This is a genomic window from Vibrio sp. PNB23_22_6, from assembly GCF_052877535.1.
Genome location: NZ_JBNFXP010000001.1, coordinates 132,253 through 157,330, shown reverse-complemented (window position 1 = coordinate 157,330; position 25,078 = coordinate 132,253). Strand labels below are relative to the sequence as shown.

The window sequence follows — 25,078 nt, the reverse complement described above, 5'->3', positions numbered from 1 at the left end:
TGGAGGCGCCTCCCGGAGTCGAACCGAGGTCCACGGATTTGCAATCCGCTGCATAGCCACTCTGCCAAGGCGCCTTACTGAATTGTTGTTCTCGAATCAAACACTGAGATGGTGCCCCGGGCCGGACTTGAACCGGCACAACGCGAACGTCGAGGGATTTTAAATCCCTTGTGTCTACCAATTCCACCACCAGGGCAACGCAATCATGCGATGGATGACACCATCTTCTCTAACGACTAGCGCCATGAGAACGAGGTGAACTTTAACGGATTGAGATTATAGATCAACAGTTATTTTATTCTTTTTATTCAAATGATTAAAAAGCAATCTCAAAAGAGCGTTTCATACTCAAATCGCCTAATGAACCGCCAGCTCTGCGGTGGCAGAAAAAACACCACTCGCCTTCTAAACTTAATATATGCTGTGCAATTAAGGAGCATCATGACACTACCAGCCAGACACAAACTAACACTAAGTTTGGACCCAGATGCAGATCTACATTTTTGCGTCCCGGCCTTCCTTCTTCATGAATTCAACTATGCACGTTCTTTAGAAGAAGGACTGGCATTGAGTCTCGACCCCGAATTTAACCATCAATATCGCGTCGCTCTGAGGCGAACCAGATCGCTCTGCCTTTTACTAAAAGAGACCCTGCCTCCTTTTGAATTAAGCATTCTAAAGCCGAGTCTTAAACTATTAATGAAGCAAACCAATAAATTAAGGGATCTCGATGTGTTCATCTTGGGTAAAGCCGCTTATTACGCGATGTTGCCAGAGCGCAAAGAATCACTACATAAAGTCTTTGCTCATATAGAAGCACGCCAACGTATAGAACAATCAAGAGTTAGTTTATGGCTACAGAGTGATGGTTACCAGAAAACATGTGTCTTACTGAGTAATAGCTTCCATCGTGCAATAAGTAATGACGATGATACGCTCCAAAACTCCACACTGGCGTTTTCAAATAGCAAAGTACTTAGTCACTTTACAAAGGTCATCAAAGCTAGTAAAAAGCTCTCCCCCACCAGCCCTGACGATGCCATTCATCGCCTAAGAATTGAGTGTAAAAAACTACGCTATCTCCTTGAGTATTTTTCAGTTTTCTATCCCGATGAGCGGCACAAGTCCAACGTAAAACATCTCAAGTCTCTCCAAGACAGCTTGGGGGATTTCAATGACACATCATCCCAACTGGCTTTCTTTAGGCAGCAACGTGAATCGAACGTATTTGGAAAAGAGGAACTGAAAACTGTTAAAACGTTGCTAAAAAAACTTAAAATGCACCACTTTGATGCTAGGTTATCCGTTTTAAATCACCTTAAAGATTTTCAGCGCGCAATCCATCAAAACGCGTCACTCAGTATTTATTGATGCTAATGAGTAAGTACATTCGAAAAAAGATTTTTTGATGAAAGGTAACAGATAAGAGCATATCTCCTAAACAAAAAAACGGATTTTGGATTGAACTATAGGGAAGCAATTTCTTTATCAAGTTGGTATTTGCTGTCAGTAACGATGCGCTCTAGTACTTCTACGCGCTGCTTTAAGTCTTCAACCTGCTTTTTGAGGCTATCTCGCTCTTCTTTGGCCATCTGATTGCGGTCTGATATTTCTAATGCCTTCACTTCCTTACGATGGTTCAGGATCAGTTTAACGATACCACCACCAAATATTGCCCCAAATACAATAAATACTATCAGTACGTCTTCCATAACGTCTTATTCCTTTTATGTTATCTGCATCCAAGTCATTATAAGTTAAGCATTTAAAAGGCAAATATCAAATCTAAATTCCATCACGCAGGGGGAGGATTTGAATATCGTCGCACATGAGTAAACATCGTAAGCTTATGCACAACAATTGCAATTGCGCTTGTAGCGATCCATCATCCCTATTCCTGGGTTGAACATATTGGTTGGATCCAATTCATAGTAAAACGCCTGCAAACTGTTTTCTGCTTCATACAGATGACCAACATTATGTTCCGCGGGATATTTCGCTCCACGTGTATTTAGGTGCTCTAACATCAGCTTCTTCATACGTTTGGTATCTGTTCCTTTTTTAAAAATATAATCTTGATGGAACACATAACACATGAAATGCCCATAATAGAGAGACTTAACGAGGTTCTTACTTACTTCCTCAGGTAATGTTTCTAACCATTCATCATCGTTACGTCGTAACGCAATATCGAGAGCAACAATGTCTTCCACTTCCTTGCGGTGAATGGTTTCGTATCGAATCGCAGCACCTGCCGCTGCAAAACGGTGTAGATACGCTTTCTTACCCTCTTCTGGCGTACATTCGAAGAAGTCACTGTCGTGCTCAGCCGCCCAAACTTCTTTGAGGTATTTCTGCGCTTCTGCAATACCGCCATCGCTCATTTTAAGTACAAGATGGTGTTCGTACTTATCACGGTATTCCAACATGCGCTTAGGAAGATGCTGCGGAAATAACTTGCTCGCGTAGTAGAGAAGAGTATCTGGCAGGTATTTACTGACTAAAGGTACACGCTCTAAGAAGTTTTCAACCTTGGCTTTTAGCGAGAACATCTTAGGCAGATTGTCCGTGCCTAACAAATCGATAGAAAGGAATACGTCTTTACCGTATTTCTCCGCCATGTTGAAGATGTCACGGTGAAGGTACTCACCCATTTCTGGCAAGTTGTCAAACTGTGTAAGGAAGTCTTTTCTCAGCTTGGTAAGTTTATCTGGATCGTTAGTACCTAAATAGAACACCTGATCTTTCTCTGGGATTGGATAGCTGTCGACTCGAACCGCAAACACACCCAGTTTACCCGCACAACCGCTCGCCTCGTACAGACGACGCTCGTCGGCATTAAAGCGCGATGGAATATCAGAAGTCACATCGCGGACACGTTCGTCGTACTCTTTGTCTGATGCCATGCGCTCATCATGAATCACTTTATCTGGATCAAAGTTACCATCTTGGATGTTTTGTAAGATCTCTTCAGGCGTCGAGCCTAAGCCTTCAATACCAAGATGGTTAACAAGATTGAGCTTACCCTCTTTGTCGACTTGAGCGAATATGGCTAATTCTGTATAGGCAGGACCACGTTTAACCAGAGCGCCACCAGAGTTATTTGCAATACCGCCTACAACGGTTGCGCCAAGAGAAGAAGAGCCAATCACCGAATGCGGTGCACGGTTAACTGCTCGCAACTCTTTTTCTAACGAATGCAGACTCGCCCCCGGAAGACAAATCGCTTGCTTGCCACCATCTAACAGATAGATTTGCTTCATCTTGGTGATATTAATCACCACCACATCACGGTCGTAATCACTACCACTTGGCGTAGAACCTTCTGTCAGCCCCGTCTTAGCCGCCTGCATAATGATGATGCAATTGTTGTCCACACACTGTTTAATCACCTTCCACTGCTCTAGCAGAGTATTGGGAAAAACCACCGCCAACGCCGTGCCGCTTCCTGAGCGAAAACCGCTGCGGTAATACTTGGTTTTGATTTCATCGGTAAGGACGTTTTCGTCTCCGACAATGGTGACAAATGCGTCGATGAGCTGCTTCTGTTTCATATCCGTATCTCTAGTTATTATGCCCAGCCAATATAAGTAGTCCGAATCTGAACGTTCATGCCTCAAACGTCCGGCAACGACGCTCAGATACAATCGGCCACATTAATTACTCATAGATTCATACACTTACAATTTTCAGAACTTTATAATCAACAAAGAAACTTATCGTTCCCAAAAAGAAACAATAGCAAAGTACATTGTTAACAAATGTGCACCATATCGAAGAACAAGAAAGTTCACACTTGGCTTTTAAAGATTTCTCCAACAAGAAAGGCGAGCTAATGACGCTCGCCTTGTTATTACTCGATTAAGTAATTTTTCTGAACGGTCTGTTTACTTCGTAAAGTGAATATCACTGATTTCAAACTCTACGCCAGCTTGGGTGTTGGCCCACGCAGGGAAGATAGTGAACGTCTTAACGGTTTGAGCCCAGTACTTGTTATCAAACTTCTCTGCGATGGTGGTCATTGGCACGGTCACTTTTATATCCGTATTCAACGTAATGTTCTCCCCATCCAATTCAGGTGCAAAAATGTCACCGGTATCACCATCAGCATTCCCCAGCTTAAACACCAATCCGGTTTGATCGTTGTCAGACTTTTGTGCCCCCAATGTCGATACGTTAACCGTAAACACCAGCGAACCCGCTTCGGTGAAATTTTCTAAGTTTTGGACATCAAAGTTAAAATGCAGCAATCCCTTGTAAGCCTCTGGACTCGCACTGTTATAGACGACCAACGCGCCATCAGCAGCTTGCGTTGCCGTCATATGGGTTTCACCATCAGGAATAGGCTCCCATCCATCCGTAGTATATTGGTCTGAAGTATTTATTTGCGCGTTAAAGTCAGTAAAGATGTTGTACATGTCTCCCGTCAATGGAGGGAGCGCTTCATCTAGCATATCTTCACAACTTACTGCATCCGAAGGTAAGCCATCTGGATTCGGAACGTAACGAATCTTGCCTAGATCAAACTCCACAGCTTCAGTTGAATACATCAAGAAAGGTGTGTTCAATATTTGGAAGCTCATGCCTGTGTCTTTCAAACATTGGAGCGGTACTTTGATCGTCGTCCAGACGCTATCGGATGGCTCAGGCAATACTTTGTTGATCTTGACTTCGCCACGGCAAGGGTATTCACAGTGAGTCGACAACACTAAGCTCTTCGGTGCTGTGGTTACCATGCGAATATCAAACTCCACGGTCGAATCGGCATTCATGTAACTGTTGTAGTCTGCCCCCTGTTCATCTGGTGTTTGCATGTAAATTTGCGCAGCTGAATTGCCAACGAAATCGCCAGTTTCGCCCGAGAATTTCACATTAATTGCCGACTGCTGCATGCCATCGTAGTTGATGCCTTTCGTCGTTACTGAGCCGATTGTGGTGGTGTCTTTGCTGATTTCAACGCCAGCCCAACCATTTGCACTACCGGACATTCTTGCAACAAACTCACCTTTTGCGTCTTTACCAAAGATCTCTAACGGGAACTCAGCAATACCATTGTCTGGCTCGCCCATCCCACAACCATAATCACGCGAATCGAGTGGAATGTCGTTTAAGTCTTCATACAGCGCCGGGACATCAGTCTGATTAGCGTAGTTCAAACCATAACCGTACGGGAATAACGGCTTGTGTTCGCCTTCAATATCCTGCTCAATCAACTCACCGTTTATGCCATCAATGGGTGTTGTATAGTTAGGGATATTAAGAGCTTTGCGGTTGATGGTGGTCGAACACTTCTTAGCGCCCCACGAGTAAGAGAGCTTACCTTTGAAATCCGCGCCATCTTTTGCGAACAGCACATCAGTAATACCTAAACCTTCCGTTCCCGGTAGCCAAGCCGCAACGAACGCATCAGAGTTGTTGATCTCTTCATTAACGTAAAGCGGACGCCCAGAGAAGAATACCGTGACGACTTTGTACCCTTCTTCTTTTAGCGTTTTGATCGTATCAAGATCCTCTTGATAAGAGGCTTTTAACTTTGAGAATTCAAGTGTTTGAGCTTTGCTAATGTCGCCAAACATTTCTGCATAAGGATCTTCACCAATAACCACAAGCGCAATAGCATCTTCAGGTGTTGTAGCTGAAGCATCCGTAAAGACATTTTCTTCACCAACTTCTTGTTGCATTGCCATAAGCACCGTTTGTGCGTTCGGGAAGTCTTTCTCTATCGTGTTGCCATCACCTTGCCAAGAGAGCGACCAACCACCCGTTTGTTTGGTGATGTCGTTGGCAGCTGAACCTGTTACCAAGAATTTCGCATCTGATTTCAAAGGCAGAATTTGATCCTGGTTCTTAAGCAACACTAAGGTTTCTGAAACCGCTTGGCGCGCAATAGCAACGTGTTCTGGCGCGCTGAGTACGGATTGGTCACCCGCTAACGAACGCTCAGATGGCTTAGGTTTCTCCCAAAGGTTTGCACGCATTTTGACGCGCAGAATACGGGTTACGGCATCATCAATACGAGACATTGGGATCATACCTGCGTTAACTTGGTCAATCACATTCTGATAGAACGCTTGCCAATCGTTACGCGAGGTCACCATAAACACGTCATTACCGGCGATCACTGCTTGCGGACAGTTTGCGGCGGTACAGCCATTGATTTCCCCTTGTCCGTTCCAATCTGTAACGACTAAACCGTCAAAACCTAATTTACCCTTCAGGACATCAGTGATCAGGTATTGTGAGCCGTGGATTTTCTGGTTTTGCATGTAATCGCCACCATCCTCAGCACCGTCGATACCGACCATAGGATCATAGTTGACATCGTTCCACCATGAGTTAAACGAAGACATCACCACTTGCGCGCCCGCATTCAAACCTCCTATGTAGCCCATTGCATGGATGTTACGTAGGTACTCTTCTGTGTAACGGTTCTCACCATGGTCAACGCCGCCCAACGTACCACCGTCACCTACCCAGTGCTTCACGTTAGAGATTACGTTGGTGTCCCCTTTCAAGCCCTCTTCGCCACCCTGAATACCTTCCACCATGCGCTTCGCATATTCATATACGATTTCTGGATCTTCAGAGTAACCTTCGTATACACGCCCCCAACGATAATCGCGTGGCGTCGCAACGGTCGGTGCAAATGTCCAATCAAGACCTGTCGCAACAACCTCTCTTGCGGTCGCTTTTCCGATTTCTTCAATCAAATCTGGGTTGCGAGCTGCCCCCAAACCGATGTTATGAGGGAATACCGTCGCCATAAAAACGTTGTTGTGGCCATGAACTGCATCGGTTGCCCACATAAAAGGAATTCGAAACCCTCTCTCTGCGTAAGCTTCTTCTAATGCCAGCCAAAACTTATCCGCTTCATCCGCCCAATCTTGTGCGGTTGAGTATTTATCATCATTTGGGAAGCCGCCGCCACCATTTAGGATAGAGCCCAGCTTATAGGTTTTCGCCTCCTCCGGTGTTACTTCGCGAAGATCCGGCTGAATCATTTGCCCCACCTTTTCTTCTAGCGTCATTAACGCAAGAATCCTCTGAATTTCAGCCTCCATTGCATCATCTTTTTGGATGGCACTGTCGACATCCGTCCATTCTGCAAAATAAGGAATTGGACTGGTTGAAATCGTGTCATTATCTGAGTCATTGCAGCCTGAGATCATCGCCATTGAGACAAGAATACTGACGATTGTTTTCTTTGTTCGTAGCACGTTATAGCTCCTGAAATATTTTGTTATCCAACGAAACCACACGTTAAAAACGTGCAAGTCACGGCTTATTTTTCACTACAGGGGTTTTATTTAGACTACTGAAATAAAAAACAAATAATTCTGTTTTAGTCACAGAAATGGCTCGTTTAGTTAGAAATGTTAGTTCATGAAACAAATAAACAAATTGCCGAATTTTGCTAAGGTGCGATACCCCATATAACAGAAAGCGACTGGTACTTTTGAATGATATGAACGTTATTTTACAGATTCATAGAAATGTGATTTATTTAAAAGTCTTAACAAAGTGCACTAGTGATACGCATTCCATATTCAACAAATTAAAATTGAGTGAAGTTGCATAACTTTGAAGTATATTCACACAAATGAAGTCGATTATTTTTCACCGCGTTTTAAGTTCGATATTGAGTACAAATCCAGAGAAATGAGATTTGATGATTTAGCTTACCGAGAGGAATTTGAGGTATAAAAAAGACGCCATAAAGACGTCTCTTTTAAGAATTTGGAGGCGCCTCCCGGAGTCGAACCGAGGTCCACGGATTTGCAATCCGCTGCATAGCCACTCTGCCAAGGCGCCAAATTGTCAACGCTTGCGATACGGTACTCGCTGCGTGCGTTGCTACTTTACGGATTAAAGCATAATAGTCAAACAAAAATCTGTGCTTTTACGTGCGTTCGCTTTGTTTTGAATCAAATGGCTGGAGATTTGATCTATTTGAGCAAAAATAGGGCTACATTAATGACTAATGACTCCCTACACGGTTAAGAATACGCCCGACCACGTTGCGATGATAAGACCAAGAAGGAAGACGCTTTCGCTAGCTTGTTGATACGCTCTGAAAGAAGTGCCTATTCTGCATTGGATGCAAAAGATGGTTGAATCATAGAAGCTCTAGCTGTCGAACTGAGGCTGTATATAATTTTATACATTTACTATCACTTTGTTACTAGTGTATTTTTTGTGAACCCCCTCTTATACCAGAAGTTTTTGCAGGCGTGCGGGAGCAACCATAGCTTTTATTTATGAGATGTAGATCACTAAATAATCTGATTTAGCAAGAGTACGAAACCATTTTCTTCTTTTGTTTCCGATGGTTTGTGGTTAATGTTCAACACATGTCAATGCGCGGTTACATCTAGGATTCACAGCTGCATGAGTAATACAATTCATAAATGGAAGCAGATTTCTTTAATTGAAGAACAAGTTGAACTTCCTACTGGTCGGATGATCACACATACCACTATCCAACACCCCGGTGCTGCCGTTATCTTACCTATTACATCAGATGGCTACATCGTTCTTGTTAATCAATTCCGCCCCTCTCTTAACAAATGGCTGCTTGAATTGCCTGCTGGTACGCGTGAAGGTGATGAAGATCCGTTGCATTGTGCCCAAAGGGAATTAGAGGAAGAAACAGGATACAGCGCTGACAAGTTCACATCGCTTGGTCAAGTGACTCCGCTTGCTGGTTTCTGTGATGAAATCCAGTACTTGTTTGTTGCCGAACAGCTGAACAAGACCAATCGATACGAGTGTGATGATGACGAAGTGATTGAAGTAGTGACATTGTCACGAGAAGAGCTCGAACAACAAATTATTCAAGGCATTGTTACTGATGCCAAAACTATCGCTTGCCTAAGCAAAGCTCGTCTTTGCGGTTATATTTAGGTCTTTTCGACCGAGGAGAGAATTATGGACTTTCGTTCTGATACCGTTACGCAACCAACCCAAGCCATGCGGGAAGCCATGTTTACCGCGCCTGTCGGCGATGACGTATACGGCGATGACCCTACCGTAAATGAATTAGAACAATTTGCAGCCGAGCTTGCGGGTTTTGAAGCGGCGATGTTCACCACTTCTGGTACACAAGCTAACTTACTTGGCTTAATGGCGCACTGTGAACGCGGTGACGAATACCTATGTGGTCAGCAAGCACACAACTACAAGTACGAAGCTGGTGGCGCTGCGGTACTCGGCTCTATTCAACCTCAACCGATTGAAAACAACCCAGACGGCACTCTGCCATTCGATAAACTAGAAGCAGCGATTAAACCAGATGATGCACACTTTGCGCGTACTCGCCTACTAAGCTTAGAGAACACCATCAACGGTAAAGTGATTCCTCTTTCTTACCTTGCACAAGCTCGCGAATTTGTAAACAAACATAACTTACAGATGCACCTTGATGGCGCTCGTGTGTTTAACGCAGCCGTTGCACTTGATGTTCCTGTAAAAGAGATCGGTCAGTATTTTGATTCGATGACGATCTGTCTGTCGAAAGGTCTTGCTGCCCCTGTAGGTTCATTATTGCTTGGCAGCAAAGAGTACATCGCTAAAGCACGTCGCCTAAGAAAGATGGTCGGCGGTGGCATGCGCCAAGCAGGGATTCTTGCTGCAGCGGGCAAACTGGCGCTTACTGAACAGGTTGAACAGTTAAAACAAGACCACATCAACGCAAAAATGCTGGCTGAAGGCTTAGCTGAATTGCCTGGTTTTTCGGTAAACCCTGAATTTGTTCAAACCAACATCGTATTTGCAAAGCTTGAACCTGAAGTAGACATCGTTGGCATTGCTGAAAAAATGAAAGAGCAAGGCATTACAATCACACCAGCAAATCCAATTCGCTTCGTGACACACAAAGATATTTCGGCACAAGACATCGAAATCTTCCTATCTAGCCTTAAATCTCTACTTTAACTTGATTTTGATCATTGAGCTTCCCCTTAGGGGAAGCTTTATTATATCTCGATCCCCGTAATTTAATTCGAGAACACGCCATGCTTAGATACGTATTTTTGACGTCTCTTCTTCTTTCTTCCTCTATTATGGCTAAACCTTTCGGGGATGCCGATAAAGGCAAAGTAAAATCACCAAGCTGCGTGTATTGCCATGGTGCTAACGGCATGACCAATAACGACACTTACCCTAATCTTGCCGGACAAAATGCCAAATACCTCTATGATTCAATGAAAGCTTATCAAAATGGACTGCGCACAGGTCCATTAGCAGAAATGATGGCAGCACAGTTAAAAGTGCTGAATGACGACGATCTACGCGACGTCGCGGCATTCTATGCAAGCCAATCCGTTCAATTTGCCAAATAGCACGCATAAACTGAATAAATAACCTGAGCTCGCATATTTATGCGATCTTTTTCCTGCCCAAAAACACAACAAATCTTCAATACATTTAACCTATAAAACACTGATTTATAAATTAAGGCTCTCCAGATCAAATTATTGATGAATTTATAGTTCACAAACTCAGCTATTATTGACTTTTTATTCTAATTTATCGATATTTCATGCTTTCCACATTCAACGAGAAATAGGTTATGTCTCACACACACGCTCAGCCATCGGAATCGGCGGCAACACCAAAATCATGGCAGATGCCTGATACTCTCATTTTAATCTTCATTGTTGGTATCTTTGCTGCGATTCTTACCTACTTAATCCCTGCTGGTCAATTCGATAGCCAACAAGTAACTTACATGGTCGATGGTGCAGAAAAAACACGCACCGTTATCGACCCTGCATCTTTCGCGTATGCTACCAACGAGAACGGTGAACTGGTGTACAACACCGTTGGCCTTTTCGCCTCTGGCGGTGGCATTGGTCTAATGAACTTCCCATTTGAAGGCTTAGTTTCGGGCTCTAAATGGGGCAGCGCAATCGGCGTAATTATGTTCATGCTGGTTATCGGTGGCGCATTTGGCGTTGTAATGCGCACTGGCACAATCGATAACGGTATCTTACGCCTTATCGACAAAACGAAAGGCAACGAAGCGTTATTCATTCCTGTTCTGTTCTTGCTGTTCTCTTTAGGCGGCGCAGTATTTGGTATGGGTGAAGAGGCCGTCGCGTTTGCCATTATCATTGCACCACTGATGGTTCGCCTCGGTTACGATGGTATCACAACCGTCATGGTGACCTATGTTGCGACTCAGATTGGTTTCGCAACATCTTGGATGAACCCATTCTCAGTGGCAATTGCACAAGGCATCGCGGGGATTCCTGTCCTTTCTGGCATGACGGTACGCATGGGTCTATGGGCTGGCTTTACATTAATTGGTATTGCTTTCACCATACTTTATGCATCTCGCATTAAAGCGAACCCAGAGCTTTCTTACAGTCGTCGTACCGATAAATACTTCCGTCAACAAGAGCTAAGCAACCACGACTCACGTTGGAACCTAGGTGATACGCTAGTGATCCTTACGGTTGTCGCAACAACAGTATGGGTGGTTTGGGGCGTAGTGGCTAATGCATGGTACATTCCAGAAATCGCTTCTCAATTCTTCACTATGGGCTTTGTGGTTGCGATTATCGGTACTCTTTTCCGTCTGAACGGCATGACACTAAACTGCGCGGCTGACGCATTCAAAGAAGGTGCGGCAATCATGCTAGCTCCTGCTCTTTTGGTTGGTTGTGCAAAAGGGGTTTTGCTTATCCTAGGTGGTGGCACCACAGATGAAGCAAGTGCACTTAACTCCATCCTAAACAGTGCAGGTAATGCAATCAGTGGTCTTCCAGACGTTGCGGCGGCGTGGTTAATGTATGTTTTCCAGTCAGTATTCAACTTCTTCGTGACTTCAGGTTCTGGTCAAGCAGCGCTAACAATGCCTCTACTGTCTCCTCTTGCAGACATTGCAGGTATCACTCGTCAAGTTGCGGTACTTGCTTTCCAACTTGGTGATGGTTTAACAAACATCATCGTACCGACTTCAGCATCTCTAATGGCAACGCTAGGTGTGTGTCGTATTGACTGGGGTGACTGGGCGAAATTCTGCTGGCGCTTTATGCTATTACTCTTTACCCTATCGAGCATCGTCGTTATCGTAGCTCACATGATGGGTTTTGCGTAAACTAAATACTTTTTAGTGAAAAGGCGAGACGGGTTCTCGCCTTTTATATTTCAAGCCAATTGGTATATACCGAAGTCGCCACAAAATGTGCCGTTCTGCAAGAATGCACCGTATTTTGTCGTTTGACGTTACTTGGGTATAGACATCAACATCGATGTTTTTTTGGAGTATCCGCTTTAATGGCAACACAATTTTTGGATGACGTCATTCAAGGTCATCACGTCATTCAATCTCTCGACGTAACAGACCTTCCGGCGGGCGAACACAAATTCTGGTTCCGCATCGCAACCAATGCCCTTTCTCAATGGCAACATTTGCCTGTATTGGTATTTAAAGGTGAGAAACCGGGTAAGAAAATCATGATCACCGCCGGTGTTCATGGTGACGAATACAACGGCGTTTTAGCGGCGCAAAAGACCGCACGTGAACTGATTGGTAAAGAATTCGCAGGTACGGTGACTATCGTCCCGACTATCAACCTGACTGGTATGTTAAACCACAGCCGTGATTTCTACTCAGCGGATCCTGATTGCTCTCCAGCTAACCTAAACCGCTTTTTCCCAGGTGACGTTAACGGCAACGAAGCAAGTCGCTACTTATTTGCATTGTGGAATAACCTGCTGAAATATAATGCAGAACTGGCGATTGATTTACACACACAAACCAGCGGCACCGTTTACCCGCTTTATGTATTTGCTGATTTTCGTATTGAACAATCGCTTGAAATGGCTCGCCTAATAAATCCAGACGCCATCCTTAACGATCCAGGCGATGCCGGTGTGTTAGAAACGGTGTGGAACAACAACGGCATCCCTAGCATCACGATTGAAGTCGGTATGGGGCGTTACACTGAGCAAGAACTGATCGACCGCACAGTAACAGGCATCTTAAACATTCTAAAATGCAACGGTGTGATTTCTGGTGAGCCAGAAACACTAACGCCTTGTATCGAGGGCAATGACGTTGTTAGCATCCGAGCGGAACTGGGTGGCTTTGTTCTTCCTCAAGTTAAAATGATGGATACCGTTGAACAAGGTCAATTAGTCGCGATTCAATACGACAGCTTTGGCGATGAGATCCAACGCTACACCGCACCAACAAGTGGTACTGTATTAAGTCACAACATCGAATCGATTCGTGCGCCAGGCTCTTTAGTGGTTCGACTAATTAAATAGCTATTTTGCGTTGAATATTTTTTAGCCCTACCAATTTTGTAGGGCTTTTTATCTCTGGTTTATTTCACTTTGTGTGACATTGTCACTAAACACACTAACAATGCCATCACAACAAACAACATTGGAACTAAGAACCAGATAGCAATCAATGTTGATACACCGTAAACCAATAACCCTAACAGTATGGTTGGCCTTCTGCCCAATTTGTCCGCCAATATTCCCCACTCCACGACACCAATGGCGAACGCCGAAAAATAGATCGACAAAAGCAGCAACCTGCTTGTCCTATCAGGATTGGCGCCAGCAATGGCGTTTATTCAAAGCGATAGAACTGTTGTGTGAAGAACGACAAGTCAGTGATGTGGCCCATTGCTTGATGTTTTCATCCGACAGTGCATTCATTGCGTTCTTCAAAAAACAAACTGGACAAACACCACTGAGCTTTATGAAATATCGAACCTTATTATAAAATTCGGCCTTAACGTTAGTGACTAAGATTTCAATGCAAAGCACTTACTGCCTAACTCGTTTCTGCATTACTACGTTCTTATCTATACATACTAGCTCGCGAAAATCATTAACCCCACTATACTCATGATCTCTAGTTAGCGAGGATGATGCCAAATGTCAAAGAATGGATTTATTCTTCATTCTGCTTACCCACCATCCGGAGATCAACCTGAAGCTATCGCCAGATTGATTTCGGGCATCGAAAGTGGAAAAACCCATCAAACGTTGAAGGGGGTAACAGGGTCAGGTAAGACGTTTACCATGGCGAACATTATTCACCGCTTGCAAAGACCGACCCTCATTTTAGCCCACAACAAGACATTAGCTTCTCAGCTTTATAGTGAGATGCAACGTTTTTTCCCCGAAAATGCTGTTGAGTATTTTGTGTCTTATTACGATTATTTCCAGCCAGAAGTATACATTCCAGGAAGCGACCGATTTATTCGTAAAGATTCTGCTATCAATGAGCAGTTAGAACGGCTGCGACTATCGACCACGAAGTCACTAATTGAACGCAGAGATGTAGTGGTGGTTGCGTTAGTCTCTTCCGTATATGGATTGGGTGACCCGCAGGCCTATCGTGATTTACAAGTGCCACTAGTCATAGGTGATAAGTTAGACCGAGATGATTTGTTAGAACGCTTAGCCCGATTACAATACATGCGCACGGAACCTAATTTAGCGCGCGCAGGCTTTCGAGTTCGAGGAAATGTAATAGATATCTTTCCTGCTGATTCGGAGAAAGAAGGAATTCGTATTGAATTGGAAGATGGTGCTATTAAGCGTTTAAGCTGGATAGACCCTGCAACGGGTGTTGCACTGCGATCATGCAGTGAGTACAAAGTGTCACCGAAAACCTTATATGCATCTTCTGCAGAAAAGGTTCGTAAGGCGAGTGATCTCATACGAATTGAGATGGAAGCACGAGTCGCAGAACTTAACGCGGAAAACAGGTTGACTGAAGCAGCAAGATTGTATGAGCGCTGTATGTATGATATTGAAATGAAGCAGCAACTTGGCTATTGCAGCGGAATCGAAAATTATGCGTGTTACCTAAATGATAGAAACCCAGCCTTGCCGCCAACGACCTTAATGGATTATCTACCTAAGGATGGCTTGGTTTTTATTGATGAATCTCATGTGATGGTGCCGCAAATAACTGCCATGTCAAAATCAGATCGGAGCCGTAAAGACACGCTCATTGACTATGGATTTCGCTTGCCCTCAGCCCTCAACAATCGACCGCTGACTTTCAGTTAATTCGAGAAAGTGAAACCACAAACGATATTTGTTTCGGCTACGCCTGGTAAATACGAAGTGCAGCGGTCAAATGATGTCGTCATTGAGCAAATTATTCGCCCAACGGGATTGTTAGACCCAGAAGTGGAAGTTCGTTCATCTGCGGACAATATGGATGATCTATTAGAAGAGATACGCCAACGTGCAGCGAATGATGAGCGTACTCTTGTCACGACTCCCTGCCAATGACCCGATTCGGTTTGGCTAATTTCAATTTGTGTGGACTTATTTTCTGCCAACCACTTACCTTTAATCGTTTCAGTGTTGGCGAAAGTCATCACCGACCAAGAAATAGACACTTTCATTTATATCACCTTTAAACTCATCAAAAGGCATAGTTCATACCAACAGATACGATATATGACGACTTATCATAAAACGTGATATTGGAATTACTTTGGCTATAACCGACAAGAGAGATAAACGACCAATCCTTCAGATTCAAAAATTGCTGGTACTTGTATGCAAGGAATACGTTCATTGTATTGTCGGAGCGATTCACCCCATCAAATAGCTGACTGCTGGTTTTGTGGGTTCGATTTTCATACCCTAGCGTCAAGGCAAGAGAATGCTTATTAAACTTCTGAAAGTAAGTCAATTCTGTACCCCAGTGATCGTAAGAGGCCGCTTCTCCTTTAGCATCATTCTTAATATAAGTCACCGATGGCACTAAGAAGGCCGTTCTGCTTAAAAACATTCGATAACTTGGTTTTAGGTATATCGCATTTGAGTCGCGCTGCAGTTCACTGACTGTCGTCTCGTTATCCAGAGTTTTAATGGCATAGGCACTATCTATCGAAAACTGAGAACCGGCTATATTCTTGAGCTGGAAACGATACGCGTAACCTTTCTCATCGGTTGTGGTTCTATCGCTACCAAGCTGATAGGGGTTTGACCATTTTTCCTCTGGTATTAAGGTTGGAAGGAACGAAGCCTGAACAACCGTGCCAGATTGCAGCTCTTGCTTGTAAGCAATTTCAATGACTACCTGCCCCACGGCAACATCCTCACGTGCGGTACCGAAATACACCTGCTTATCAAGATTCTGACCAAAAGTATAAGCTACATTACCTAGCGGGAAAACAGTCGTCTTATCGCTGCTGCTCGCCGCTTGATCAGTGCTTGCTAATGACGGGTCATTGTCAGTATTAAGGTTTGACGTTTCTCCACTTACGCCTACATTGAATCCAATCTCGCCACTAAAACCTGATTGGCTAGAGAGCTGAGCAAAAACAGGGGCTGTGGTAAGGGCGACAACGGCGACGACGTAATTGTTTTTCATTGGTAATGGTGTCCTTATTAATCCATCAATTTAGGAAGCCAATAACTTGGCTTCCTGCTATGGGCTACTCTAAACTAACCTTATTTTTGGGTAAGCGTTCAAAGAATGAATGGGTATAAATCTGGTATCAAATGTCCATTCAAAGCATTCCATTAAGTGTCACCGCACCTTGTCAGTTTTGACATTTCCATTTCCCCCCTCCACTTAGTCCTTTCTCCAACTAAAAGTGGGATTAAACCTCTACTCGATAGAAGATGCTGTACAGTACAGGAACAAATATCAGCGTCAGCAACGTAGAAAAAATAAGCCCGGCAATAATGGCGATCGCCATGGTTTGCCACATTGCTCCCCCTGTTATCAGTAGCGGAATCATCCCTAGAACAGTGGTCAGTGTGGTAAGGAGAATCGGCTTCATTCGCCTCTTACCCGCTGCGATCAGTGCATCAATAGCACGCTTGCCTGACGACAACTCAATGTCCACTTGTTCTAGTAAAACGATGGCGTTGTTAATCACGATACCCGCCAGAGATATCACGCCTAAGAACGTCATGAAACCAAAGAAGCTATTACCAATAAGTAGACCTGCAACTACCCCAACAAACGCGATCGGAATCGTTGATAGGATGATGATGGGTTTTCTAAATGAGTTAAACTGCGCCACCAGCAAACCAATAATCACAAACAGCGCCAGTGGCAGATTTTCATTGATACTACCCGTCGACTTTTTCGACTTCTCCTCTTCACCGCCAATTTCATAGAAGATGCTGTTCGGCCAAGTTTTAGACTCTGCCTCCAACCATGGTAAAATCGCATTCAGTCCTTCACTCGCGGTATAGCCAGGCTCTAACTGAGCTCCAATGGTGGCCGATTTGTAACTATTGCGACGATAGATCTTGGCGTTTTGCCAAACGATATCAACGTCGGCAATGTGCGCGAGCGTCACGCTTCCCGCAGGAGTATAGATTGGCAGCGCCAAAATTTGCTCAACATTAAGTTCTTCATGCTCTTCATTAGAAAGTACGATAGGGATACTCAAAATTCCGTCACGAAACTCACTCAAGTTTTTGCCAACCAGTGACGTTTGCAAACTAAGTGCGATGTCTCGGTTATTCACGCCTGCGAGCGCGGCTTTTTGTTGGTCTATAACAATACGGATGGTTTTGGTTTTTTGCCCCCAATCGTCACTCACATCCTTGAGGCCATCTATGCTGGCCAATTTCGCCTTGATCTCTTGAGTAATCTCAAAGACCTTATCCTGATCCAAACCATTTAATCGAATTTCAACCGGATTCAGAATCGCCGCGCCATTTTCGATAAGCCTTGTGGTCGCGATGGCGTCTGGATGATTCTCGCTGATGTAAGACTCGATACGTTGCATCAGTGCCGGATTATCACGATAGTCGTGGGTGTTGATGACCCAGAATGAGTATTCTGGGCTCGACGTTCGAGAGCTGTGCGGCAAAATATAGCGTGGGCCACCGTAACCAACGTACACCGTCCAATTTTTGATGCCTTGGTTATGAATATCAAACTCGTTGTCGCTCGGCTTACCATCCGAAGATTCCTGAGCTTGCAACGAAAACAAGAACTGCTCAATGTCAGTAACCATGGCTTGATTATGTTCAATGGACGTCCCCATTGGCATGGACACTTCCATTTTGAAGAAAGTTCGCTCCGAAGGCGGGAAGAAAATGTTCGGTAACCACTTCATTGCTTGAAAGGCGAATACCGTTGCCACTACCATGGTCGCCACAGTGAGCCAGCGAAAACGGATAAGTTTGGTCAGTAAATTAGCATACCACGCGAGTTGGTTAGGTGACTCTTCCTTTACCTGTTTGGTAGGCTTTAAAAGCAGTACACAAAGTAGCGGGATCATGACTAAGCTCAGCAGCCAAGAGGCCAAGAGCGTTATGGTCACAACCACAAACAATGCGCCCGTATACTCACCCATAGTCGACTTCGCCAAGAAGATCGGCAAGAAAGCGGCGGACGTGGTTAAGGATGACGTTAATAAAGGAAGTTTAAGCTCATTGGCACTCTCAATGGCTGCGACCTTTTTGCTCACCCCTTGATTAATGCGCACCAGAATGTTTTCCGACATCACAATGCCATTATCGACCAACATACCGAGTGCAATAATGAGCGCGGCAAGGGAGATCTGATCCAGACCAACCCCAATTTTAGACATCACCAAAATGGTCAGTAGCATACTGATAGGCACCAGTAGAGACACAATCAAACCGGTTCGCCACCCTAAGAAAATAAACATCACCAAGCCAACAACCGTCATCGATTGCACTAAGCTTGATACAAATTGATCCACTTTGTCTTTCACTTCCTTAGGAGCAAAGTTGACCTTGCTGATCTCCAAGCCAATAGGTAACTGACGAGTGAACTGCTCAACATAAGCGTCGACGTGTTCGCCCAAACGCACATTATTGCCGGTTTCAACCATAGCAATCGCAACGTTAACGGACGGCTTTCCATTGAAGTAGACTGGATTGTTGATAGGAAATTCGTACCCCGATTCAATGGTGACCAGACTGTCCAACCTCACTGTCTTACCACTACTGGGTAACGTCACCAAGGTACCTTTGATCTCATCCGGCGTGTTGTAGTTACCACTCGGCTCAATCGGTAAGCGCTCCTGACCAAAAACCACACTGCCGCCACTCAAGACAATATTCTGTTTCGACAAAATATCCGCCAGCTGATTGGGTGTTAAATCATAGGCCGCTAACGCATTGGCATCGAATTTAAGTTTGATTTGCTCTTGCTGTACACCATGAAGGTCAACCTTAGCCACATCGTCAAGCAAAAACAGTCCACTACGAAGGTCTTCTGCTGTTTGTTTTAGTTCACGATAAGAAAAACCTTCACCGTGAATAGCTAGCACGATGCCATATACATCGCCAAACTCATCGTTAACCACAGGTGCTGAAACACCCTCTGGTAATGTGCTCGCAACGCGGTCTATCTTACGACGCAATTTATCCCAAATAGGTTGTAGCTCAGAGTAGTCCTCTTTGATGGCGACGGTGAGTATCGACACTCCATTTTTAGATTGGCTCTTCACGAAGTTCAATTCCGCGAGCTCTAGCACCGCTTTTTCAAGCGGATCCGTCACTAGATCCTCGACACGTTTTGGGCTAGCACCGGGAAAATGAGTAATGACCTGTGCATTTCGAATCGTAAACCCAGGATCATACGCCTCTGGGATCGTGTTGTAGGCTTGAATACCCAAGAAGGCCAACACTGCAATAATGACAAGCGTTATGCGACTGTTATTTAGAGAAAAGGCGGTCATCGACATTATTTCGTCTCCACTCTTACCTGCTGACCGTCATGAACCTGGCTCACTCCAGCGACGACAACGCGCTCACCGTCCGATAATCCATCGACAATATTGATACCTTGTTCACTGACGCCATCTACGCGCACGGTTCGCTTCTCGAGTAGATTAGTTATGGGATGTACTACGAATACATAATGCCCGTTGCCATCACTGAGCACAGAATGGCTAGGCAATACCATCGAATGGCTTACACCAAATGCCTCCGCTTTGACCTTAACCGAAGTCCCTGTGAACAGTCTTCGCTGAGACGGGGGCTGCATCACTAAAGTGACATGGATCTGCTGGCTACTTTGCTGACTCACACTGAGCTCATCGACTTTTAGTGGGAATGGCTGTGAAAAGCCTTCAATTTCCGCGCTGAGTTTAACGGCATCAGCGGTTTGAATTTGCACAAACTGTGATTGCGGCACCGTGATAGTGATTTTGTATTGTTCTACGTCTTGCAAAGTGAGAATTTTGGTCGATGAGGTAACTTTAGAGAAGTTATCGATATAACGATGACTCACCACACCAGAGAAAGGAGCAAGCAACGAAGTATACTCAACATCCTTTACGCTTTGCTCAAATGCAGCTTGCGCTGAAATATATTGGGATTCCAACGCATCCAAATTCGCCTGGCTAATGGCATTTTTATTGATCAGTGTCTGTGCTCGTTCATACTCTGCTTTTGCTTGTTTCAAAGTGGCGTTACGAGACTTTTTATTGATCAGTTGTTGGCTATTATCCAGTTGAGCTAACAGTTGTCCCTTTTCGACTTTTTTCCCCGATTTAATGGGCAAGTCTGTCAATTCACCTTGGATTCTAAAGTTCATATCGATGGTTTTGTTCGCCTCGAGAATCCCAGTAAAGTGCCTCACCTGGTGCTGTTTCTGACTGACAACCAAGGTTTTCACGGGTTTGATTAGCACAGAAGTGACTTCTGGTGCTTCATCTTTTTTGCAGCCGAATAGGCTCAGCGCGACTATCAGGGTAGTCAGCCCATTTTTATAACTGTGTGGCACTCTCATTTCATTCAACCATTTCAGCGTCATTGATGCGTCATAGTAATGGGCTGGGCTTGTCGCAAAATGGTAAAATGTACGAGTGGGTCTATTTCGGTCATGAGTGGGTCAACACAAGAAGCAGGTTCGCTTATACTATCGACTCCTTATTGCTAGAGAGCATATTTTGAAATCTCAGTTATTAAAAACGCTGTTCTCGAGGTCACTGTCTTTGAAAACACTGTTTGCCAAGTTGTCCTTTACTAGAAATGATTTGTTGTTGCTAGTTGTATGGCCAATTATCAACTCTGTCATTCTTTACTCGTCGCTTTACTACATCATGAGTGCGCTAGATAAACCAATTACTTTGAGTTTAGCTTTTAGAGCTCTCACTGGCATATTCTCAATATGTGCACTCTTTTGGTTGCTGCGTCGACTATTTGATATCAAGTTTGGTGTAACCTATCGCTATAAATTGTCACATCAAATCCTGATCAACTTAGGTCTGGCTTCATTAGCAATTGCCATCGTTTCTAGCGGCCTTCCTTCTCCAAAGGCATTTGATACCATGACGGTGTTTCAGCTAGTTCGGCTAAAGCTGCTCACCTATTTGAATCTATTACTTCAAGTGACTATTTACACTATGGTGGTTCATAGCTGGCAGTTAAAACAACAAGCGTTGGAGCTAGAAATGTCCTTAAAGGAGTCTGAGATTTCTCTACTGCGCATTCAAACTAATCCGCACTTTCTGTTTAACACGCTAAACCTGCTGCACAGTGAAATTCCTGAGCGCCCCGAACTCGCTCAAGAGCTTATTTTTGAGCTCAGTGACCTACTAAGAGGCACCATTGCTATCTCCGATAAGAAGCGAATTTTACTCAGCAATGAGATAGAACTGATTGAGCACTATTTAGCCATTCAAAAGGCGCGCTTTACGGAGCGATTACATTTCTCAATCGATATTGGTAAGGAGAGTCAAGCACTGCAGATTCCACCAATGTTGATCATGCCGCTGGTAGAAAACGTGATTAAGCATGCCATTAGTAGAACCATCAATCCGGTTCACCTTGACGTTAAAACGCGCTATGTCCAAGGTGAACTTTGCATTACTGTCTGCAACCGTTGGCCAGAACCGACAACGCCAACATTTGAAGCTGGCAGTGGTCATAACAATATTGTTGAAACCTTGAATTTAGAATACGACCACGCCAGCTTTTCGATGAACTTTGCTGATGGCATCAGCTGCGCGAAAATCACCATTCGTCATGACTTTTAGGGAGAATACTGTGTACCGAGTGCTACTCATTGACGATGAACCTGCAGCCACTCACGCCTTGAAGCGCAGTTTGGCCTCATTTAGCGAGATTGAAGTCATTGGCAGTTACAACAACCCGCAACAAGGAATAGAGGCAATTTGCCAACAGACACCAGACATTGTGTTTATGGACATAGAAATGCCAGGGCTGGATGGGTTTATGGTCGCCAAAGCAACGGAACATGTCCCTTATCACTTGGTTTATGTCACTGCATACTCTGAACACGCATTGAGCGCATTTGAAACCAAAGTCGTGGACTATCTATTAAAACCCGTTCGCCAAACCAGACTTGAGCGCTGTCTTGAAAAGATTAAAGCCCTCCCACCTCTGGTATTACCTGCTGTGGAACCTGAAATTCTTGTTAATGATGGCAAGACAACCTATCGACTCACCGAAAGCGATATCAGCTACATAGAGAGCATCGGCCGCTACCAACAAGTTAACCTAACAGTCTCGGGACAAAGAAAATTTCAGCTACAGACGATAGTCACAGAAGAAACCATGACCAACTTTGAAAATGAGTTGAGCACTGAGCAATTTTTGCGGGTACATCGCAGTTTTATCATCAATATGGGTTTGATAACCCAAGTCCAACGTGAGGGTCGAAATACTCTAGTGTCACTGAGCAGAGTGAGTCGGGTGATACCAGTTGCAAGAACAAAGGTAAATTTAATATTAGATCATTTACGCTAAACCGTACGAATGATACCAATATAACTTGATGGAACCCTGTGCCAAGTAAATAACCAAACGATTTTCAAAGCCATCAAGCCAAATTGTGACGGCATGGAATCACCTTACTCAAAATAATCCTAAAAAACCTAATTTAGCAAAGTCACTGATACATTTATGTCCAACAGTAAGCTTGAAAGCAAGCAACAACAATAACTCCGAAAGCGCTTGTTTACATTTGGAGCGTAATCAAACGTACCGGAGTGTCAGCGCCGATATAGAAATCACGCCGTCATGATTCTCGAAGCGAGCATCGGCGAGGCTCTTATTACTTAAAATGGATTTGGGCTATGACCATAGATAGGCTCGCCAGTGGTTGGGTGAGTAAAGTAAATATCGCTGGCATGGAGCATTAAGCGCCGTGAGATATCACTTCGCTCTGGGTGGTTATAAAGATCACAACCTAAAATGGGGTGACCAAATTCAAGGCTATGGATCCGCAGTTGGTGAGTGCGACCTGTAATGGGAGTGTATTGCATTAAAGTTCTAGGCGGATTATCCAAGCGGCTTATTACCTGATAGTCACTTATGGCACTTTTTCCCGTACAGTGACAAATCTTTACTCTTGGAAACAGAGCCTTATCTTTAGCAATCGGGGCAGATATTTGGCCACGGTCAGCTTCAACCCACCCCGCTAGCATAGCGAGATAACGTTTTTGTACTGACCTTGCCTGAAACTGTTTGTTCAGACTCTTAGAGGCGGCACTGTTAAGCCCTACCACCATGACGCCAGAAGTTCCGAAATCTAGCCGATGTGGCAATTTAGCATCGACAAAAGTAGGCGTCGCTTTGTTTGCCTGGTTAGCACCTTGCCCGTTCACTAAACGATAATGCACTGAATCCCAATTAAGCAGATTCTTCCCCGATAAACTTAACAAACCACTCGGCTTATCAATCAATAAAATATCCGCATCTTGATAAAGGATCTCTACCCTAGCCTGACACTCCGGCGCCACAAAATTATCAATGAATTCACTAGTAGAAGAAGCGTCAGATTTTGACATTTAAGGGTCCTGGTGTAACAAAGAGAGAAAGTTCAAGTTATAGTCGATGAGTGAAGCTGGCCATTACTTTGTCGGTAAACCGAGTGCTTTGCAATTGCAGAAGTTATCTAAAATTTGCCCACTTACTTTTACCCGTTTACAAGCCAAGTATCAAAGACAAAAATCTGCGCGCATATTTCTTCTAGAAAGTACCGCCGGTGTGAAGAATGATGCCTACCACCATGGCGACATACATCAGAAACCCTAAACAGTTTCCTACCCAAATGGTCGGATTCTTGTGATAAATGCCATAGATAGTCCACAGAAGTGCGATAAACGAATAAAGCAACCAAGTGGTGAGTGATAAGCCTAAAGCATGCTCACTGTGAGAGAAGTACAGTTTATACAACTGAGGCATTGTGGCAATTGGGCTGATTAACCCCATGACAAGCATAAGGGGTTCGAGTGCTTTTCCAATTCGTTCTAAAAATGACATTGGTTTCCTTATCCTTACTTGTTAGATTAAAAATAGTGATACGTTAAATTTGGTCACTTCGTTTTATGAGACATAACGTCATGAACAATCATGCAGACACAAACATAATCTTTACTAGTATATACGTTGTTGCATATTTCAGTTTGAAAGTAGAACTCTCCCCAAGTTAATGGACCGCAACAGGTTTGGATCCTCGTTTTGATGGCACCATGTCTCGCGTCTTTAAACGATTTTTATCGATTATTTTTTCTTCTGTGTACCTTATTGACCAAGTGTTGATTGAATTTGATCAACAAGAATTAGCTCGTCTAGTTTAAAGCCTTTTGCTTTCGCAACTTGTTTGAAGCGTTCGATGGTGGCGGCATCTACTGTTGGCGTGCGTGAAAGTAGCCACAAGTAGTCATGATTAAAGCCAGAGATAAAGGCATAGTCGTACTTCTCCCCTAGCTCAAACACGATGTAAGACGAATAGAATGGACCAAAGAATGACACTTTTAAGTGACCTGTATTTTTATCTTCAACGAAATACGCTTTGCCGTCAGCTTGCGTCCACGCTTGTTCTTCTTCTGAATAACCGCGGTTGATGACCGTTACGCCTCCGTCCTCACGAAGCTCATATTCAGCCGTCACCTTGGATAAACCACGTTCAAAGGAATGATCAAGACGCGCAATTTCATACCACTTACCTAGATATGGTCGAAGTTCGAAGTTATTAACAGGCTCAACGCCATCCGGCTTTGAAGTACAGCCAAACAGCGTCGCAAGAGATAAAAGCAGAAGTAGTTTGAGAGATTTCATTTAGCAACCTGAAAGTGAATTAGTGACTGATTTTACTATAGAAGAGAAG

Annotated in this window: 19 protein-coding genes, 3 tRNA genes and 2 pseudogenes; 11 read left to right on the top strand and 13 right to left on the bottom strand. The window is 44.1% G+C overall.

The genetic code is table 11. The features are described from left to right. Together ACVA54_RS00725 and ACVA54_RS00720 are read right to left on the bottom strand one after the other, a co-directional pair. A tRNA-Cys gene (locus ACVA54_RS00725) sits at positions 1-74 on the bottom strand. Positions 75-109: 35 nt separating this feature from the next. After that, a tRNA-Leu gene (locus ACVA54_RS00720) sits at positions 110-196 on the bottom strand. 245 nt (positions 197-441) lie between these two features. Here ACVA54_RS00720 and ACVA54_RS00715 point away from each other — a divergent pair. Beyond that, the gene (locus ACVA54_RS00715; RefSeq protein ID WP_099077811.1) at positions 442-1,371 is read left to right on the top strand and encodes a CHAD domain-containing protein; all 930 of its coding nucleotides are present in this window, start codon (positions 442-444) and stop codon (positions 1,369-1,371) included. Positions 1,372-1,466: 95 nt separating this feature from the next. Here the strand turns inward: ACVA54_RS00715 and ACVA54_RS00710 are convergent, their stop codons facing one another. The 4 genes from ACVA54_RS00710 to ACVA54_RS00695 all read right to left on the bottom strand — a co-directional run bounded on the left by ACVA54_RS00710 (position 1,467) and on the right by ACVA54_RS00695 (position 7,812). Next, positions 1,467-1,712, bottom strand: a complete 246-nt coding sequence (locus ACVA54_RS00710) for a nitrite reductase (RefSeq protein WP_099077812.1) — start codon at positions 1,710-1,712, stop codon at positions 1,467-1,469. Positions 1,713-1,847: 135 nt separating this feature from the next. Next, entirely contained in the window at positions 1,848-3,554 is a 1,707-nt protein-coding gene (gene dld, locus ACVA54_RS00705; protein ID WP_446649312.1) for a D-lactate dehydrogenase, read from the bottom strand. Positions 3,555-3,887: 333 nt separating this feature from the next. After that, positions 3,888-7,175 carry a glycoside hydrolase family 3 N-terminal domain-containing protein gene (locus ACVA54_RS00700; RefSeq protein WP_446618988.1) on the bottom strand — a complete coding sequence of 1,096 codons (3,288 nt, stop codon included), beginning with the start codon at positions 7,173-7,175 and terminating at the stop codon, positions 3,888-3,890. Between the two features lie 563 nt (positions 7,176-7,738). Next, positions 7,739-7,812: transfer RNA gene (locus ACVA54_RS00695), tRNA-Cys, on the bottom strand. A gap of 576 nt (positions 7,813-8,388) precedes the next feature. Here ACVA54_RS00695 and ACVA54_RS00690 point away from each other — a divergent pair. From ACVA54_RS00690 to ACVA54_RS00670, 5 genes are all read left to right on the top strand, one after another. Then, positions 8,389-8,904: an NUDIX hydrolase gene (locus ACVA54_RS00690; protein ID WP_172438028.1), complete on the top strand. Its 516-nt coding sequence runs from the start codon at positions 8,389-8,391 to the stop codon at positions 8,902-8,904. 24 nt (positions 8,905-8,928) lie between these two features. Then, positions 8,929-9,933, top strand: a complete 1,005-nt coding sequence (gene ltaE, locus ACVA54_RS00685; protein WP_446642370.1) for a low-specificity L-threonine aldolase — start codon at positions 8,929-8,931, stop codon at positions 9,931-9,933. An 80-nt stretch (positions 9,934-10,013) separates the two neighbouring features. Further along, on the top strand, positions 10,014-10,340 hold the full coding sequence (locus ACVA54_RS00680) for a c-type cytochrome (RefSeq protein ID WP_446642369.1): 327 nt from the start codon (positions 10,014-10,016) through the stop codon (positions 10,338-10,340). Between the two features lie 230 nt (positions 10,341-10,570). Beyond that, complete coding sequence (yfcC, locus tag ACVA54_RS00675; RefSeq protein WP_446618968.1) at positions 10,571-12,103, top strand: putative basic amino acid antiporter YfcC; 1,533 nt, start codon at positions 10,571-10,573, stop codon at positions 12,101-12,103. 179 nt (positions 12,104-12,282) lie between these two features. Beyond that, positions 12,283-13,278, top strand: coding sequence for a succinylglutamate desuccinylase/aspartoacylase family protein (locus tag ACVA54_RS00670; protein WP_119463841.1), 996 nt, complete (start codon positions 12,283-12,285; stop codon positions 13,276-13,278). Between the two features lie 137 nt (positions 13,279-13,415). Here ACVA54_RS00670 and ACVA54_RS00665 read toward each other — a convergent pair. Continuing rightward, a pseudogene (locus tag ACVA54_RS00665) lies at positions 13,416-13,544 on the bottom strand (MFS transporter); the annotation flags it as partial. On the opposite strand from ACVA54_RS00665, the pseudogene ACVA54_RS00660 reads away from it, so the two are divergent. The 3 genes and pseudogenes from ACVA54_RS00660 to ACVA54_RS00650 all read left to right on the top strand — a co-directional run. Beyond that, positions 13,535-13,747, top strand: a pseudogene (locus ACVA54_RS00660) (helix-turn-helix domain-containing protein); the annotation flags it as partial. The pseudogenes ACVA54_RS00665 and ACVA54_RS00660 overlap by 10 nt on opposite strands. Before the next feature lie 155 nt (positions 13,748-13,902). Then, a complete protein-coding gene (locus ACVA54_RS00655; protein ID WP_446649311.1) occupies positions 13,903-15,048 on the top strand; it encodes a DEAD/DEAH box helicase family protein in 1,146 nt (381 codons plus the stop codon). A 57-nt stretch (positions 15,049-15,105) separates the two neighbouring features. Further along, complete coding sequence (locus tag ACVA54_RS00650; protein WP_446644736.1) at positions 15,106-15,276, top strand: hypothetical protein; 171 nt, start codon at positions 15,106-15,108, stop codon at positions 15,274-15,276. Between the two features lie 136 nt (positions 15,277-15,412). On the opposite strand, the gene ACVA54_RS00645 is transcribed toward ACVA54_RS00650, so the two are convergent. The 3 genes from ACVA54_RS00645 to ACVA54_RS00635 all read right to left on the bottom strand — a co-directional run bounded on the left by ACVA54_RS00645 (position 15,413) and on the right by ACVA54_RS00635 (position 20,755). Continuing rightward, complete coding sequence (locus ACVA54_RS00645; protein WP_446649310.1) at positions 15,413-16,369, bottom strand: DUF2860 domain-containing protein; 957 nt, start codon at positions 16,367-16,369, stop codon at positions 15,413-15,415. Between the two features lie 232 nt (positions 16,370-16,601). After that, on the bottom strand, positions 16,602-19,682 hold the full coding sequence (locus ACVA54_RS00640) for an efflux RND transporter permease subunit (RefSeq protein ID WP_446642368.1): 3,081 nt from the start codon (positions 19,680-19,682) through the stop codon (positions 16,602-16,604). Further along, positions 19,682-20,755, bottom strand: coding sequence for an efflux RND transporter periplasmic adaptor subunit (locus ACVA54_RS00635; protein WP_446608452.1), 1,074 nt, complete (start codon positions 20,753-20,755; stop codon positions 19,682-19,684). Before ACVA54_RS00635 ends, ACVA54_RS00640 begins: the two co-directional genes overlap by 1 nt. Before the next feature lie 181 nt (positions 20,756-20,936). Here ACVA54_RS00635 and ACVA54_RS00630 point away from each other — a divergent pair, with 181 nt between their 5' ends. Both ACVA54_RS00630 and ACVA54_RS00625 read left to right on the top strand, forming a co-directional pair. After that, positions 20,937-21,980 carry a sensor histidine kinase gene (locus tag ACVA54_RS00630; protein ID WP_446608451.1) on the top strand — a complete coding sequence of 348 codons (1,044 nt, stop codon included), beginning with the start codon at positions 20,937-20,939 and terminating at the stop codon, positions 21,978-21,980. 10 nt (positions 21,981-21,990) lie between these two features. Beyond that, positions 21,991-22,713, top strand: coding sequence for a LytR/AlgR family response regulator transcription factor (locus tag ACVA54_RS00625; RefSeq protein ID WP_446608450.1), 723 nt, complete (start codon positions 21,991-21,993; stop codon positions 22,711-22,713). Between the two features lie 311 nt (positions 22,714-23,024). Here ACVA54_RS00625 and ACVA54_RS00620 read toward each other — a convergent pair whose 3' ends face one another. The 3 genes from ACVA54_RS00620 to ACVA54_RS00610 all read right to left on the bottom strand — a co-directional run bounded on the left by ACVA54_RS00620 (position 23,025) and on the right by ACVA54_RS00610 (position 25,029). Next, positions 23,025-23,756, bottom strand: a complete 732-nt coding sequence (locus ACVA54_RS00620) for an RluA family pseudouridine synthase (RefSeq protein ID WP_446649309.1) — start codon at positions 23,754-23,756, stop codon at positions 23,025-23,027. Positions 23,757-23,937: 181 nt separating this feature from the next. Continuing rightward, complete coding sequence (locus ACVA54_RS00615; protein WP_119463839.1) at positions 23,938-24,231, bottom strand: SemiSWEET transporter; 294 nt, start codon at positions 24,229-24,231, stop codon at positions 23,938-23,940. A gap of 261 nt (positions 24,232-24,492) precedes the next feature. Then, on the bottom strand, positions 24,493-25,029 hold the full coding sequence (locus tag ACVA54_RS00610) for a lipocalin family protein (RefSeq protein ID WP_119463838.1): 537 nt from the start codon (positions 25,027-25,029) through the stop codon (positions 24,493-24,495). Between the last annotated feature and the right edge of the window lie 49 nt (positions 25,030-25,078).

Excerpts from the sequence above, each read along its gene's own strand:
- ACVA54_RS00700 (WP_446618988.1), bottom strand. The coding sequence starts at position 7,175 with ATGGCGATGATCTCAGGCTGCAATGACTCAGATAATGACACGATTTCA.
- ACVA54_RS00640 (WP_446642368.1), bottom strand. The coding sequence starts at position 19,682 with ATGTCGATGACCGCCTTTTCTCTAAATAACAGTCGCATAACGCTTGTC.
- ACVA54_RS00680 (WP_446642369.1), top strand. The coding sequence starts at position 10,014 with ATGCTTAGATACGTATTTTTGACGTCTCTTCTTCTTTCTTCCTCTATT.
- ACVA54_RS00615 (WP_119463839.1), bottom strand. The coding sequence starts at position 24,231 with ATGTCATTTTTAGAACGAATTGGAAAAGCACTCGAACCCCTTATGCTT.
- ACVA54_RS00620 (WP_446649309.1), bottom strand. The coding sequence starts at position 23,756 with ATGTCAAAATCTGACGCTTCTTCTACTAGTGAATTCATTGATAATTTT.
- ACVA54_RS00690 (WP_172438028.1), top strand. The coding sequence starts at position 8,389 with ATGAGTAATACAATTCATAAATGGAAGCAGATTTCTTTAATTGAAGAA.
- ACVA54_RS00645 (WP_446649310.1), bottom strand. The coding sequence starts at position 16,369 with ATGAAAAACAATTACGTCGTCGCCGTTGTCGCCCTTACCACAGCCCCT.
- ACVA54_RS00655 (WP_446649311.1), top strand. The coding sequence starts at position 13,903 with ATGTCAAAGAATGGATTTATTCTTCATTCTGCTTACCCACCATCCGGA.
- ltaE (WP_446642370.1), top strand. The coding sequence starts at position 8,929 with ATGGACTTTCGTTCTGATACCGTTACGCAACCAACCCAAGCCATGCGG.
- dld (WP_446649312.1), bottom strand. The coding sequence starts at position 3,554 with ATGAAACAGAAGCAGCTCATCGACGCATTTGTCACCATTGTCGGAGAC.
- ACVA54_RS00670 (WP_119463841.1), top strand. The coding sequence starts at position 12,283 with ATGGCAACACAATTTTTGGATGACGTCATTCAAGGTCATCACGTCATT.
- ACVA54_RS00715 (WP_099077811.1), top strand. The coding sequence starts at position 442 with ATGACACTACCAGCCAGACACAAACTAACACTAAGTTTGGACCCAGAT.
- ACVA54_RS00710 (WP_099077812.1), bottom strand. The coding sequence starts at position 1,712 with ATGGAAGACGTACTGATAGTATTTATTGTATTTGGGGCAATATTTGGT.
- ACVA54_RS00610 (WP_119463838.1), bottom strand. The coding sequence starts at position 25,029 with ATGAAATCTCTCAAACTACTTCTGCTTTTATCTCTTGCGACGCTGTTT.
- yfcC (WP_446618968.1), top strand. The coding sequence starts at position 10,571 with ATGTCTCACACACACGCTCAGCCATCGGAATCGGCGGCAACACCAAAA.
- ACVA54_RS00635 (WP_446608452.1), bottom strand. The coding sequence starts at position 20,755 with ATGACGCTGAAATGGTTGAATGAAATGAGAGTGCCACACAGTTATAAA.